Origin of the sequence: Kitasatospora sp. NPDC056273, from assembly GCF_042268845.1 — a bacterium.
Taxonomy (GTDB): Bacteria; Actinomycetota; Actinomycetes; order Streptomycetales; family Streptomycetaceae; genus Kitasatospora.
Genome location: NZ_JBHJSJ010000044.1, coordinates 15725 through 30146, shown reverse-complemented (window position 1 = coordinate 30146; position 14422 = coordinate 15725). Strand labels below are relative to the sequence as shown.

Here is a 14422-nt window from a genome sequence, read left to right as displayed (position 1 = left end):
TCACGCCCAGCCTCCCTGCCTGGTCCTGGTCCGGCGCAGCAGCCAGAAGAAGAACGGGCTGCCGATCAGTGCGGTGACCACCCCGAGCGGGATCTCGGCGGGCTCGGCGACGGTGCGGGAGGCGAGGTCGGCGGCCACCAGCACCAGCGCGCCGCCGAGTGCCGAGGCGGGCAGCAGGAAGCGGTGGCCGGGCCCGGCGAGCATCCGCAGCAGGTGCGGGACGACCAGGCCGACGAAGCCGACGATGCCGCTGACCGCCACGGCCGCCGCGGTGAGCAGGGCGACGACGGTGATCAGCGCCAGCCGCATCCGCTCGACGTCCACCCCGAGGTGGCGGGCCGGGCGCTCGCCGAGCGCCAGCAGGTCCAGCCTGCGGGCGTACAGCGGGGCGACGGCCAGGCCGGCCAGCGCGAACGGCAGGACGGCGAGCACCTTGCCCCAGGTGGCCTGGGAGAGCGAGCCGAGCTGCCAGAAGGTGACCTGGCTGATCGCGGCGGGGTCGGCGATGAACAGCAGGATGCCGATCAGCGCGCCGCAGAAGGCGTTCACGGCGACGCCGGTGAGGATCAGCGTGACCACCTCGGTGCGCCCGCCGGAGCGGGACATCGCGTACACCGCGACGACCGTCAGCAGGCCGCCGGCGAAGGCGAAGACGGGGGCCGTCCAACCGCCCAGGGTGTTCAGGCCGAGCACGATGCAGGCCACCGTGCCGACCGCGCTGCCGGAGGAGACCCCGATCACGGCGGGCTCGGCGAGCGGGTTGCCGAACACGCCCTGCATCAGTGCCCCGGCGCAGCCGAGCGAGCCGCCGACCAGCAGGGCGAGCACCACCCGGGGCAGCCGGACGTTCCACAGCACGGACTCGGGCACCCGGTCCAGGGCGTGGCCGCCGAGGCCGAGGCGGTGGGCGGTGGAGGCGAGGATGTCGCCGAGCGGGATGCGGTAGGCGCCGACGCCGGCCGCGAGGAGGGCGCAGAGGAGCAGGGCGGCGGCGAGTCCGGCGGTGAGCAGGGCGGTCCGGCCGGCGGTCGGTGCGGCGCTCTCCCCGGGGGCCTCGCGGGAGGTCTCCTCCCGTACGGCGGTGGTCACTTGGCGTCCGCCGGGTAGAGCTGGTCGGTGATCCCGCGCAGGACCTGCGGGGTGCGCGGGCCGTAGCTGAGCAGCTGGCCGTCCTCGATCGAGACGATCCGGCGGTCGAGCCCGGCCGGGGTCTGGGCGACGCCGGGCAGCTTGAGCAGGCCGTCCGTTCCGCCGACCGAGTCGAGCCCCTTGCTCATCACCAGGATCGCGTCGGGTGCGGCCTTGACCAGGGCCTCGCTGGTGAGCGGGACGAAGTCGTTGGTGAGGCCGGCCGCGGTGCCGGCGTCCTCGCCGCCGACCGCCTCGATCAGCGAGCCGGCGCCGGAGCCGGGGCCGCCGAGCAGGTAGACGGAGGCGCTGCCGCGCAGGTAGAGGAAGGCGACCCGGGGGTGCCGGCCGTCGGCCGGGACGGCGGCCATGGCCTGGTCGATCCGCTGCTCGGTGCGCTCCTTGAGCTGCCGTCCGGCGTCCGGGACGCCGAGTGCGGCGGCGACGGTGTCGATGCGCGGTCCGACGTCGGCCAGCCGCTTGGCGTCGTCCAGGACGATCAGCGGGACGCCGGCCGCCCGGATCTGCGCGATCGCCTCGGCCGGGCCGGTGGAGCGGTCGGCGAGGACGACGGTGGGGTGCAGTGAGAGCACGCCCTCGGCGGAGACGTCGTGGGCCTGGGTGATCACCGGCAGGGCGGCGGCCTGTTCGAAGGTGGTGGAGACGTCCCGGGCGACCACCTTGGGGCCGAGGCCGAGGCTGAACACCAGCTCGGCGAGGCTGCCGTTGAGCGGGATGACCCGTTCGGCGCTGGTGACGGTGACCTGGCGGCCGTCGGCGGAGGCGGTGGTGGCCGGGAGCCGGGGGACGGGCTCGCCGGGCAGCGGTTCGACGGCGTCGGGGGTGCGGGAGACGGCCGCCCCCGCTGCCCCGGCGGTCCCGCTCGCGGCGCCGCAGGCGGTGAGGGCGAGCAGCAGGCCGAGGGCGAGCAGCAGGAGGGCGGGCCCGCGGGCCGCCCCGGATCGGATCGTAACGCTGCTCAACCTGGTTCCCTTCACCGGGAGTTGGTGCCTGTGGCGCCCCGCCGCCGGGGGAGGGGGCGGCGGGGCTCTTGACTCATATATTAGGTTAGCCTTACCTGAGTTCCGCAAGGGGGTGGTGCCCGCCGGGCCCCCTTTGCGGCATCCCCCATGCCCCCTGAGGAGTGATTCGCCGTGCCCCTGTCCAGCCGGCTCCGCCGTCTGGCCGCCGCCCTGGTGGCCTCCCTCGCCGCCCTGCTGGCCGTGGGCCTGTCGCCGGGGCCGGCGGCCGCCGCCGAGGGCAGGGTCTCCGGCGGACGGCTGGACTGGGGCATCAAGCAGTCCTTCCTGACCTACGTCACCGGGCCCATCGCCAAGGGGAGTTGGGGGCTGACCGGCGGCGCGGCCACGGTCGGCGGCAGCACCTTCCGGTTCCACTCGGCGAACGGCACGTACGATCCGGCGGCCGGCGCGCTGACCGCCGCCTTCTCCGGCGGCGTGCGGTTCACCGGGCACCAGGAGGGCGGCTCCAACGCGCTCGACCTGAGCATCGGCCGGCTCACCTTCAAGGCCGTCCAGGGCGGCGCGGCCGGGCTGTACGCCGACGTCAGCAGCAAGTCCAAGGAGACCGGGCAGGTCAGCAGCGCGAGCCAGGCCAAGCTGGCCGACCTCTCGCTGGCCGGCGTCGACCTGCGGGGCGCGGCCGGCACCCTGACGCTGAGCGGTGTCCCGGCGACCCTCACCGACGCCGGGGCGAAGGCCTTCGGCGGCTTCTACCAGGCCGGCACGGCCCTCGACCCGCTCAGCCTCTCGGTCAACCTGCCCGCCGCGCAGCCGACGCTGGCGGCACCCGCCCCGACGTCCGGCGCGGCCGCCACGACCGCGCCCGCGACCATGCCGCCGGCGACCGCCCCGTCGCCGGCCGAGCCGGCCGCCCCGCCGGCCACCGAGCCGGCCGCCCAGGCCCCGGCCCGTACCGGGTTCGCCAACGGCGCCCTCGACTGGGGCGTGCGCCGCACCTTCCGCGACTACGTCACCGGCGCGATCGCCCAAGGCCGTTGGGAGCTCGGCGGCGGCGCGGCCGACGGCGGCGCGTTCTTCCGCTGGACCCCGGCCAAGGGCGCGTACGACCCGGCGACCGGCGAGCTGACCGCCGCCTTCACCGGCACCGTCCGCTTCACCGGCATGCGCGCCGGCGACGGCTACGGCCTGGACCTCACCCTCGCCAACCCGGGCGTCAGCGTCTCCGGCGGCCAGGGCCGACTGCTCGCCGACGTCTCCGGCCGGACCCCGGACGGTGGCACCCGGCAGCTCCCCGGCGTCGAGCTGGCGACCTTCGACCCGGCCGGCCTCAAGGCCGAGGGCGGCCTGCTGACGGCCGTCGAACTGCCGCTCACGCTCGCCGAGGGCGGCGCCGAGGCCTTCGGCGGCCTGTACCCGGCGGGCACCGCGATGGACCCGCTGAGCTTCGCCGTCGCCCTCGACCCGGCCGCCGCGCTGCCCCCGCTGCCCGACCTCGGCAGCGCCCCGGCCACCCCGCCGGGCGCCGTCGCGAGCCCGCCCGCCTCCCCGGCCGCCGCGCCCGTCGCCGCGTCCTCCCCGGACGGCGTCCCGGTGCCGGCCGTGATCGGCGGCGCGGTGCTGGTGGCGGCCCTCGCCACCACCGGCGGCCTGCTCGTCCGCCGCCGCCGGGCGGCCGCCGCGGCCGGGGCCCCCGCCACCGGGCCCGACGCCGACGACGCGGCCTGACCCCTCCGGGAGCGTCCCCCCGCTCCCTCCCCCCATCCGAACGGAGTACCCAGCATGTCCCGCAACCGCACCCGGCTGGCCGCCCTCGCGGCCGCCACCGCCGGCCTCGGCCTGACCGCCCTCGGCGCCCCCGCACTGGCCTTCGGCGCGGGCGGCCCGAGCAGCGTCACGTACGACACCGGAGCGCTGGACTGGGGTGTGAAGGCCAGCTTCCGCAGCTACATCGAGGGCCCGGCCTCCCAGGGCGGCGCGATCGAGCTGACCGGCGGCGCGACCCGCAACGCCGACGGCACCTTCCACTTCGGCCTGGCGAACGCGGCGTACGACCTCACCACGCACGCGCTCAGCTCCTCCTTCACCGGCGGCGTGCACTTCACCGCCCACCACGGCGCGCTGGACGTCGCGCTCAGCGACCTGCGGATCACCACCTCCGGCACCACCGGCACGCTGACCGCCGACACCGCCTCCAAGGAGTCGGTGGGCGCCGCCGACGTCACCCGCCGGGACGACGTGCCGCTGGTGACGTTCACCGTCGCGCGGGACACCACCAACGGGACGCCCGCCGCGGCCAAGCTGACCGAGCAGGGCGCCCGGGCCTTCGCCGGCTTCTACCCTGCGGGGGCGGACATGGACCCGCTGTCGCTGCTGCTGAAGCAGAGCCCGGCCACGACCCCGCCGACCGTGCCGCCGACCGCGACGGCCACCGCCACGCCGACCGCCACCTCCTCGCCGAGCACGGGCCCGACCGGCGGCCCCACCGGCAGCCCGAGCGCGAGCCCCACCGCCACGGCCACCGGCACGCCGACCGCGACCCCGTCGTCCGGCACCCCCTCGGCCGGCTCCTCGCCGTCGGCCACCCAGGCGCCCGGCGCCACCGCCTCCCCGTCCGCGAGCGGGGGCCCCGGCACGGCCCCGGCCACCCTGCCGGTGGTGAACGGGACGCTGGACTGGAAGGTCAAGGAGAGCTTCCGCACGTACCTGGAGTCCCCGATGGCCGCCGGGAAGGTCGAGTTCGGCGGCGGCGCGGCCGACTACCGCTTCGGCGGTGCCACCGGCGCCTACAACACCACCGACCACTCCCTGAGCGCCGCCTTCAACGGCTCGGTCCGCTTCCTCGGCCACCCCGGCAAGGACGGTTGGGCGCTGGACACCACGCTCTCCAAGCTGGGCCTGACCATCGACCGGGACGGCGCCTTCCTGACCGCCGACGTCAACGGCAAGTCCCAGGACGGCGGTTCGACCTCGCTGAGCGGTGTCAGGATCGCCCGGCTGGACGTCCCGGCCTCCGCCCTGAAGCCGGTCGGCGGCGTGGTGACGCTCTCCGGTGTGCCGGCCACGCTCACCGCCGAGGGGGTGCCGGCCTTCTCCAACTACCCGGCCGGTACGGCCCTGGACCCGGTCAGCGCCACCCTCGCCTTCGACAAGGACGCCAAGCTGCCGCCGGCCGGCTCCTCCGGCAACGGCAACGGCAGCGCCGGCGGTGGTTCCGCGGCCGGCGGCGGCCAGGGCACCGGCAGCGGTACCTCCGGCGGGGCCTCGCTGACCACCGGCGGCCTGAGCGGTACGGGCGGCGGCTCGCTGGCCGCCACCGGTGCGGACACCCCGGTGGTCCCGCTGCTGGCCACCGCGGCCGGTCTGCTGCTGGTCGGCGGCAGCGCCACCGTCCTGGTGCGCAACCGCCGTGGCGCGGTCCAGGCCTGACGCCCGGACGGAGTGCCGAAACGGCCCCGGTGAGCAAGCGCTCGCCGGGGCCGTTTCCCGTGACCGGGGTAAGGAGGAACGTTTACGCACTCAGCGGGTAGCGCGTGTCCAGGTCGCGGAAGACCGCCCCGTTGAGCACGAAGGCCCGCTTGCACTCCTCGACCACCCGGCGCCGCTCGACCTCGTCCATCGCCTCCCCGGCCGCGTCCAGCTTCGCCCGGTACTCGCGCTTGAAGGCGGCCGGGTTGTCGACCTCCTCGAAGACGTAGAACCGCACGCCGTCGCCCTTGCGCTCGAAGCCCCAGGTCTTCTCCGCTATGCCCCGGATGATCTGACCGCCCGACAGGTCGCCCAGGTAGCGGGTGTAGTGGTGCGCGAGGTACCCGGCCGGCCACTCGGCGGCCAGCTCCTCCAGCCGGGCGACGTACGCGGCGGTGGCCGGCAGCGGGGCCAGGCCGTCCCGCCAGTCGGGCCCGCGCAGGTGCGCCAGGTCGCGCTCGATGGCGGCGGTGCGCAGCAGCGCCCGGTCGATGAAGGGGCCCGCCAGCGGGTGCTCCGCGAGCTGCTCGGCCCGCTCTTCCAGGGCCCGGTAGACGTACCAGAGCTGGCCGGTGAGGTCGGCGTACGCCTCGATCCCGAGACCGCCGCCCAGCAGCCGGCTCATGAACGAGGACTGTTCGGCGGCCTCGTGCTCCTCGCTGCTGGCGGTGCGGAGCACGGTGGAGAACGGGGCGGGCGCGGGCGTGGGCATGCGGCCTCCAGGGTCCGGGATCGGCCGGTGGGAATCGGCTGAATGTGTGGTTAGCCTAACCTAACCTCACGTCTTGCCGACAGGCTGTCGGCAAGACGTCCCGTCCCCGGACACGACAGAGGCCGGGGTCCGCGGACGAATCCGCGAACCCCGGCCCCGGGCTGCCCCGACCTGCCTCCGACCGTCCCCGGCCGAGTGGGATCGGAACGACGGCTCAGTGGCCGCCCTGCTCCGCCAGACGCTTGATCGAAGCGGTGACCTCGGCCTCGGCCTCGGCGCGGCCGACCCAGTTGGCGCCCTCGACGGACTTGCCCGGCTCCAGGTCCTTGTAGACCTCGAAGAAGTGCTGGATCTCCAGGCGGTCGAACTCCGACACGTGGTGGATGTCGCGCAGGTGCTCCCAGCGCGGGTCCGTCGCCGGGACGCAGAGCAGCTTGTCGTCGCCGCCGGCCTCGTCGGTCATCTGGAACATGCCGATGGCGCGGCACTTGATGAGGCAGCCCGGGAAGGTCGGCTCGTCCAGGATGACCAGGGCGTCCAGCGGGTCGCCGTCCTCGCCGAGCGTGCCCTCGACGTAGCCGTAGTCGGCCGGGTAGCGGGTCGAGGTGAAGAGCATCCGGTCGAGCCGCAGACGGCCGGTCTCGTGGTCGACCTCGTACTTGTTACGAGAGCCCTTCGGGATTTCGATAAGGACGTCGAACTCCAACGGTTCCTCCAAGGTAGGGACTGACAGAATCCAAGTGTCTCCTACGGGAGCGGGTGCTCGGGAAAGGGGCCGGTCGGTGGGCACAGGGGGAGGGGCGGCGGGCCGCCGCGGGGGGACGGCCGCGGGGCTGTTCGGAGCGGCGCTCCTGGTCGTCGGTACGGTCCTGACCTCGGGTGGTGCGGTCGCGCAGCCGGCCCCGCCGCCGGGCGGGCACAGCGCCGGGCCGGGCGAGGGCGAGGACCACGACGGACCGAACGGCCACGGCGGGAGGAAGGGCGAGCACGGGAAGGGCGGCGCCGGTCCCCGGTCGAACGACGACCCGGGCGCCGCGCCCGCCCGTCGGGCCGCGCCGCCCGCCGCCCCCTCACCCGCGGCCTCCGTGCCCGGCGCCTCCGTGCCCGCCACCGGGGGTGGCGACGCGTCCGCTGCGCGCCCGGCCCCCGCGCCGGGCGCCGTCCTGGCCGCCGTCGAGGGCGGCCCGGGCGCCGCCGTCCCCACCGCGCAGGGCCTCCGGCAGGCGCTCGCCGCCGTGCTCGCCGACAAGAGCCTCGGCGAGGTCACCTTCGCCGTCGCGGACGCCGGCACCGGCCAACTCCTGTACGGCTCCGGGGAGAACACCCCGGCCACCCCTGCCTCCACCACCAAGCTGGCCACCGCGGTCGCGGCCCTGTCCCTCATCCCGGGCGACACCCGGCTGCACACCCGGGTGGTCCAGGGCGCGGCCCCGGGCACCATCACCCTGGTCGGCGGCGGCGACCCGACGCTCACCGCGCTGCCCGCCGACCAGGTGCAGATCGGTGGTCAGCCGGCCGACGCCGACACCGCCCCCGCCTCACTGGACTCCCTCGCCCAGCAGACCGCCGACAGCCTCAAGGGCCTCGGCACCACGACGGTCCAGCTGGACTACGACCTGTCGATGTACGCGGGCGGCCCGCAGCACAGGAACCACGACGCCCAGAACATCGCCCTGGTGGTCCCGCTGATGGTGGACGAGGCCAAGGCGGACCCGAAGAGCCGGGAGGACGCGCCGGACCGGGTCGCCGACCCGGCGGCCGCGGCCGCCGAGGCCTTCGCCGCGCTGCTCCGGGCTCGCGGCATCACCGTGACGGGCAAGGCCGGCCCCGCCGCCGCGCCCGCGCCCGCCCCGACCGCCACCGGCACGGCGCCCCTCGGCGACGTCTTCTCGCCGACCGTCGCCCGGCTGGTCGAACGCCTGCTGACCACCTCCGACAACCAGCTCGCCGAGGCGATCGCCCGTCAGGTCGCCATCGCCGCCCACCAGCCCGCGAGCTTCGAGGGCGCCGCGGCCGCCGTCACCCAGGAGCTCACCCGGCTCGGCGTGCCGATGGGCACCGTGGTCCTCAACGACGGCAGCGGCCTGCACCCGGGCAACGCGATACCGCCCGCCGTCCTGGTCCGACTCCTCGCGCTGGCCGCCTCCGAGCAGCACCCCGCCCTGCGCCCGGTGCTCACCGGTCTCCCGGTCGCCGGCTTCACCGGCACCCTCAACAAGCGGTACGGCTCCGGGTCCGGCGCCGCCGACGCGGCCGGGCTGATCCGCGCCAAGACCGGCACCCTCAGCGGCGTCAACACCCTCGCGGGCACCGTCGTCGACGCCGACGGCCGCCTGCTCGCCTTCGCCGTCATGACCCGTACCGCCGCCCCCGCCGACACCGCCCGCGCCGCGATGGACCGCGTCGCCGCCCGCCTCACCACCTGCGGCTGCCACTGACCCGCCGCCGCCCTTCAACGGCCCCGGCCCGGCGGCCCGGAGGCACCCCGCCGCCGCGCACCGGTCCGCCGCCCGCCACCGGCCGCGGCCGGAGACCGGTGGGGCCGGGGCCCGTTGGGGAGAGGTGTTCGCGGCGGGTGGCTGCCGTTGGTGGTGGGGAGCACGTACGGTGAGGGCATGACGAGCGCGAGTGGCGGTGCTGACATGGTCGACTGGAACCTCGCGGTCGCAACCGCGACCAGGTTGGTGCGGCCGGGTCCGGAAGTGAGCCGGGAGGAAGCGGCGGCGGTGGTCGCCGAGCTGCGCCGGCACGCCCTGGAGGCGGAGGAGCACGTGCGGGCGTTCACCGGCATGCGTTCGTCCAGCCTGTCCCAGGCCGCGGCGACGCCGGTGCTGGTGGTGGACCGTCCGGGGTGGATCCGGGCCAACGTGGCGGGCTTCCGCACGGTCGTCCAGCCGCTGGTGGAGAAGCTCCAGGCGCGTCGGGCGAACAGCACGGCGGCCGGGGTGTTCGGCGCGGTGGGCGAGAAGGCGACCGGGATCGAGGTCGGGGCGCTGCTGGCGTTCCTGTCCACCAAGGTGCTGGGCCAGTACGAGACCTTCGCCCCGGCCGAGCCCCCGCTGGAGGCGCCGGACAGCCCGGCGGCGCTGTTCGACAAGCCGCGGCTGGGGCCGGAGGGCCCCGGGCCGGGCCGGCTGCTGCTGGTGGCGCCGAACATCGTGCACGTCGAGCGGGAGCTGGACGTCGACCCGTCCGACTTCCGGCTCTGGGTGTGCCTGCACGAGGAGACGCACCGGACGCAGTTCACCGCGGTGCCGTGGCTGCGCGACCACATCCAGTCCGAGGTGCAGTCCTTCCTCGCCGAGACGGACGTCGACCCGGGCGCCCTGCTGGAGCGGCTGCGGGACGCGGCGGGTTCGCTCGGCGGCCTGCCGGGTGGCGGCAGCCGGGAGGGCGCCTCCTCCGGGAACCTGCTGGAGATCGTCCAGTCGCCCGCGCAGCGCGAGATCCTCGGCCGGCTGACGGCCGTGATGTCGCTGCTGGAGGGCCACGCGGACGTGGTGATGGACGGCGTCGGGCCGGCCGTGGTGCCGACGGTCGCCGAGATCCGGGAGAAGTTCCAGCAGCGCCGGGACCGCGGCGCCAACCGGCTCGACCTGCTGCTGCGCCGGCTGCTCGGCATGGACGCGAAGCTGCGCCAGTACCAGGACGGCGCGGTGTTCGTGCGCGGGGTGGTGGAGCAGGTCGGCATGGAGGGGTTCAACCGGGTGTGGACCTCCCCGAACACCCTGCCCACCAAGGACGAGATCCACGACCCGGCCGCCTGGGTGGCCCGGGTGGCCCGCTGAGCGCGGTCGTGACGCGGGCGCGCCGTACGCCGGACGGCAAGCGGCGCGCGCCGGTCAAACCCGCTCGTACGAGTGGTCCAATCAGGCCGACGACGAGTGAAGAAGCGTTTCTTCATTCACCCGAACGTGGGACGGTCGACCTGCCGGGGGCGCGGGTGGCGTAGTGGGTGGCCACTATCTGCCACCATCTGTGAGCGCCCGGTAACCGGGTGCTCATGCGGGTGCGCGGTCCCCGCCGCGTCCGCCGCACGTCCTGTCCCCCCTCCGTCGAGGAGTCGTCCGCCGTGGGTCCTCACCCCGCCGTCGCCGCGATACGCCTGGCCGTTCGCCGTACGCTCACCGACCTCGCCGCCGAGGCCGGTTCCACCTTCACCGCGCCCGTGCGCCGACCGCGGGAGCGCCCGGCCGGGGCGCCGCTGGTGGGTGCCGCGGTCGGCACCACCCTGATCGGCAACGCCGCGCGCCACCCCTCCGGGCTGCCCCGCACCCCGGCCGCGCCCGGCTCGCCGCTGGTCCTGGTCGCGGTCAGCGGCGGCGCCGACTCGATGGCGCTGGCCATCGCCGCCGCCTTCGAGGCCCCCAAGATCGGCCTGCGGGTTGGCGCCGTCACCGTCGACCACGGCCTCCAGGCGGGATCCGCCGAGCGCGCCGCCCAGGTGGCCGACCGGCTGCGCAGCCTCGGCCTCGACCCGGTGGAGGCGGTCCCGGTCCGGGTCGGCCGCGCCGGGGGCCCGGAGGCCGCCGCCCGGGACGCCCGCTACGCCGCCCTGGACGCGGCCGCCGACCGCCACGGCGCGATCGCGGTGCTGCTCGGCCACACCCGGGACGACCAGGCCGAGACCGTGCTGCTGGGCCTGGCCCGCGGCTCCGGCTCCCGCTCGCTGGCCGGGATGCCCGCCCAGAAGGGCCGCTACCGCCGCCCGCTGCTGGAGCTGGACCGGGCGGCCACCCGGCAGGCCTGCGCCGCCCAGTCGATCCCGGTCTGGGACGACCCGCACAACTGTGATCCCGCCTACACCCGCTCCCGGGTCCGCCACGAGGTGCTGCCGGTCCTGGAGAAGCACCTGGGCGGCGGGGTGGTCGAGGCGCTGGCCCGCACCGCCCGGCTGTTCCGCGACGACGCCGACGCCCTCGACCAGTGGGCCGCACTGGCCGAACGCGACCTCCGTACGGGCGACGGCGCCCTGGACGCCGTGAAGCTGGCCGAACTGCCGCCCGCGGTGCGCCGCCGGGTGCTGCGCCGGGCCGCGCTGCGGGCGGGCTGTCCGGCCGGGGACCTGTTCGCCCGGCACCTGGAGACGATCGACCTGCTGGTCACCGGATGGCGCGGACAGGGCCCGCTGCACCTACCCGGGGGCGTCGAGGCCACCCGCAGGTGTGGCACGCTGGTCTTTCGGCGGCAGGGCGACTGACGGGCGAGGCATGCCCAGGGGGAGCCGACCGCCGGCCACACAGACCCCGAACGTTTGAGGACGTATCCCCGGTGGACCAGAACGACATGGGCGCTGACCTCGCGAAGGTGCTCATCAGCAAGGACGAGATCGACGCCAAGCTCCTGGAGCTGGCCGAGCGAATCGACCGGGACTACGCAGGCAAGGACCTGCTGATCGTCGGCGTCCTCAAGGGGGCTGTGATGGTCATGGCCGACCTGGCCCGGACCCTGCACTCGCAGGTCACCATGGACTGGATGGCCGTCTCCTCGTACGGGATGGGCACCAAGTCCTCCGGTGTGGTGCGGATCCTGAAGGACCTGGACACCGACATCGCCGGCCGTGACGTCCTGATCGTCGAGGACATCATCGACTCCGGTCTGACGCTGTCCTGGCTGCTCGGCAACCTGGGCTCGCGCGGTCCGGCCTCGCTGGAGGTCTGCGCGCTGCTCCGCAAGCCGGACGCCGCCAAGGTCGAGATCGACGTCAAGTACGTCGGCTTCGACATCCCCAACGAGTTCGTGGTCGGCTACGGCCTGGACTACGCGGAGAAGCTGCGCAACCTCCCCTTCATCGGGACCCTCGCCCCGCACGTCTACGGCGGCTGACGGCCCCGTTCGGGTTACGGGCGGGAACAGTAGGCCGTTCCCGCCCGTTGGACCCCCGGGGACAAAGAACCACAGCCGTCTCGCCGTGCTCCCGCCATGGGTGGGTCCGACTGCGGTACGGTCCAATAAACCGCTCTTCACATGAGCACCAATCGGATTGCGCCGCGGCCCAACAGCCCCCCGGCGCCGTTGAGTGGCAGGAGGGACGGGGCGGCAACGCCCCGCATGGATGGACGTCAAGCGATACTTCCGTGCGCCGATCATGTGGATCGTGCTGGCCGTCCTCGCCGTCATCGTGCTGATGCAGGTCGTTTCGGACTCCAACGGCTACAAGACGGTGGACACCGGTCAGGTCGTCGCGGCGATCGACGCGCACAACGTCAAGTCGGCGCAGATCACCACCGGTGACTCGAACACGATCAAGATCCAGCTCAAGGACGGCGCCACGCTGCCCAGTGCCGGAACGGGCAAGACCCCGTCCGGTACCAAGTTCCAGGCCTCTTACATCGGCGACCAGGGTGTCGCCATCGCCGACAAGCTCCAGGCCCAGGTCAACGACAAGGACGCGAGCACGCTCGCCGAGGGCTACACGATCAGCCCGGAGAAGCAGAGCACCTTCGTCAGCCTGCTGCTGTCGATGCTCCCGATCGTGATCATCGTCCTGGTCTTCCTGTTCCTGATGAACCAGATGCAGGGCGGCGGCTCCAGGGTCATGCAGTTCGGCAAGTCCAAGGCCAAGCTGCTCACCAAGGACACCCCGAAGACCACCTTCGCCGACGTCGCCGGCGCGGACGAGGCGGTCGAGGAGCTCCACGAGATCAAGGAGTTCCTCCAGGAGCCGGCCAAGTTCCAGGCCGTCGGCGCCAAGATCCCCAAGGGCGTGCTGCTCTACGGCCCGCCCGGCACCGGCAAGACCCTGCTGGCCCGCGCCGTCGCGGGCGAGGCCGGGGTGCCCTTCTACTCCATCTCCGGCTCGGACTTCGTCGAGATGTTCGTCGGTGTCGGCGCCAGCCGCGTCCGCGACCTCTTCGAGCAGGCCAAGGCGAACGCCCCGGCGATCGTCTTCGTCGACGAGATCGACGCCGTCGGCCGGCACCGCGGCGCGGGCCTCGGCGGCGGCCACGACGAGCGCGAGCAGACCCTCAACCAGCTGCTGGTCGAGATGGACGGCTTCGACGTCAAGGGCGGCGTGATCCTGATCGCCGCGACCAACCGCCCCGACATCCTGGACCCGGCGCTGCTGCGCCCGGGCCGCTTCGACCGCCAGATCGCGGTCGAGCGCCCCGACCTCCAGGGCCGGCTGGACATCCTCAAGGTGCACCAGAAGGGCAAGCCGATCGCGCCCGACGTCGACCTGTCGGCCGTCGCCAAGCGCACCCCCGGCTTCACCGGTGCCGACCTGTCGAACGTCCTCAACGAGGCGGCGCTGCTGACCGCCCGCTCGGACAAGAAGCTGATCGACAACGGCATCCTGGACGAGGCGATCGACCGCGTCGTGGCCGGTCCGCAGAAGCGCACGCGGATCATGTCCGACCGGGAGAAGAAGATCACCGCGTACCACGAGGGCGGCCACGCCCTGGTCGCGGCGGCCTGCCAGTACAGCGACCCGGTGCACAAGATCACCATCCTGTCCCGCGGCCGGGCCCTCGGCTACACCATGGTGCTGCCGGACGAGGACAAGTACTCCACCACCCGCAACGAGATGCTCGACCAGCTCGCCTACATGATGGGCGGGCGCGCGGCGGAGGAGCTGGTCTTCCACGACCCGACCACCGGTGCCTCGAACGACATCGAGAAGGCCACCGCGACGGCCCGGGCCATGGTCACCCAGTACGGCATGACCGAGCGCCTCGGCGCGATCAAGTTCGGCTCGGACAACTCGGAGCCGTTCCTCGGCCGCGAGATGGGCCACCAGCGCGACTACTCGGAAGAGGTCGCCGGGCTGGTCGACGAAGAGGTCAAGAAGCTCATCGACACGGCGCACAACGAGGCCTGGGAGATCCTGGTCGAGAACCGCGACGTGCTCGACAACCTGGTCCTGGAGCTCCTGGAGAAGGAGACCCTGAACAAGGAGCAGATCGCCGAGGTCTTCGCCCCGATCGTCAAGCGCCCGACCCGGCCGGCCTGGACGGGCTCCGCCCGCCGCACGCCGTCCACCCGGCCTCCGGTGCAGTCCCCGAAGGAGCTGGCGCTCACCAACGGCGCCGCCTCCGGCGAGGCCGCTCCGGTGGACGTCGTGAAGCTCCCGCCGCTGCCGGCCACCGAGCCGCCGACCGAGGGCTGACCCCCGCTCCGTAGGGAATGGATG

General features: G+C 74.3%; 11 protein-coding genes. 7 read left to right on the top strand and 4 right to left on the bottom strand.

Going from position 1 to position 14422, the window contains the following annotated elements; all coding sequences use genetic code 11:
* A complete protein-coding gene (locus ACFCY1_RS30365) occupies window positions 1-1089 on the bottom strand; it encodes an iron ABC transporter permease (protein WP_117489025.1) in 1089 nt (362 codons plus the stop codon).
* Window positions 1086-2111: a hemin ABC transporter substrate-binding protein gene (locus tag ACFCY1_RS30360; RefSeq protein ID WP_375876664.1), complete on the bottom strand. Its 1026-nt coding sequence runs from the start codon at window positions 2109-2111 to the stop codon at window positions 1086-1088. The genes ACFCY1_RS30365 and ACFCY1_RS30360 overlap by 4 nt, the downstream gene beginning before the upstream one ends.
* A 171-nt stretch (window positions 2112-2282) precedes the next feature.
* On the opposite strand from ACFCY1_RS30360, the gene ACFCY1_RS30355 reads away from it, so the two are divergent.
* A complete protein-coding gene (locus ACFCY1_RS30355; RefSeq protein WP_375876663.1) occupies window positions 2283-3836 on the top strand; it encodes an HtaA domain-containing protein in 1554 nt (517 codons plus the stop codon).
* Between the two features lie 54 nt (window positions 3837-3890).
* A complete protein-coding gene (locus ACFCY1_RS30350) occupies window positions 3891-5537 on the top strand; it encodes an HtaA domain-containing protein (protein ID WP_375876662.1) in 1647 nt (548 codons plus the stop codon).
* Window positions 5538-5619: 82 nt separating this feature from the next.
* Here the strand turns inward: ACFCY1_RS30350 and ACFCY1_RS30345 are convergent, their stop codons facing one another.
* Both ACFCY1_RS30345 and ACFCY1_RS30340 read right to left on the bottom strand, forming a co-directional pair.
* Entirely contained in the window at window positions 5620-6288 is a 669-nt protein-coding gene (locus ACFCY1_RS30345; protein ID WP_375876661.1) for a heme oxygenase (biliverdin-producing), read from the bottom strand.
* 214 nt (window positions 6289-6502) lie between these two features.
* On the bottom strand, window positions 6503-6994 hold the full coding sequence (locus ACFCY1_RS30340) for an inorganic diphosphatase (RefSeq protein WP_030244505.1): 492 nt from the start codon (window positions 6992-6994) through the stop codon (window positions 6503-6505).
* 76 nt (window positions 6995-7070) lie between these two features.
* On the opposite strand from ACFCY1_RS30340, the gene dacB reads away from it, so the two are divergent.
* The 5 genes from dacB to ftsH all read left to right on the top strand — a co-directional run bounded on the left by dacB (window position 7071) and on the right by ftsH (window position 14398).
* Window positions 7071-8726 carry a D-alanyl-D-alanine carboxypeptidase/D-alanyl-D-alanine-endopeptidase gene (gene dacB / locus ACFCY1_RS30335; RefSeq protein WP_375876660.1) on the top strand — a complete coding sequence of 552 codons (1656 nt, stop codon included), beginning with the start codon at window positions 7071-7073 and terminating at the stop codon, window positions 8724-8726.
* A gap of 177 nt (window positions 8727-8903) precedes the next feature.
* On the top strand, window positions 8904-10076 hold the full coding sequence (locus ACFCY1_RS30330; protein ID WP_049659916.1) for a zinc-dependent metalloprotease: 1173 nt from the start codon (window positions 8904-8906) through the stop codon (window positions 10074-10076).
* 284 nt (window positions 10077-10360) lie between these two features.
* Window positions 10361-11488 (top strand): tRNA lysidine(34) synthetase TilS, encoded by a 1128-nt coding sequence (tilS, locus tag ACFCY1_RS30325; RefSeq protein WP_074006435.1) that lies wholly within the window; start codon window positions 10361-10363, stop codon window positions 11486-11488.
* Window positions 11489-11559: 71 nt separating this feature from the next.
* Window positions 11560-12114 (top strand): hypoxanthine phosphoribosyltransferase, encoded by a 555-nt coding sequence (gene hpt, locus ACFCY1_RS30320; protein ID WP_049654051.1) that lies wholly within the window; start codon window positions 11560-11562, stop codon window positions 12112-12114.
* Between the two features lie 229 nt (window positions 12115-12343).
* Complete coding sequence (gene ftsH, locus ACFCY1_RS30315; RefSeq protein ID WP_074006436.1) at window positions 12344-14398, top strand: ATP-dependent zinc metalloprotease FtsH; 2055 nt, start codon at window positions 12344-12346, stop codon at window positions 14396-14398.
* Window positions 14399-14422 lie beyond the last annotated feature (24 nt).

Bases quoted from the DNA above. Each gene is read 5' to 3' on its own strand.
- ACFCY1_RS30350 (WP_375876662.1), top strand. From the start codon at position 3,891: ATGTCCCGCAACCGCACCCGGCTGGCCGCCCTCGCGGCCGCCACCGCC.
- ACFCY1_RS30345 (WP_375876661.1), bottom strand. From the start codon at position 6,288: ATGCCCACGCCCGCGCCCGCCCCGTTCTCCACCGTGCTCCGCACCGCC.
- ACFCY1_RS30330 (WP_049659916.1), top strand. From the start codon at position 8,904: ATGACGAGCGCGAGTGGCGGTGCTGACATGGTCGACTGGAACCTCGCG.
- ftsH (WP_074006436.1), top strand. From the start codon at position 12,344: ATGGACGTCAAGCGATACTTCCGTGCGCCGATCATGTGGATCGTGCTG.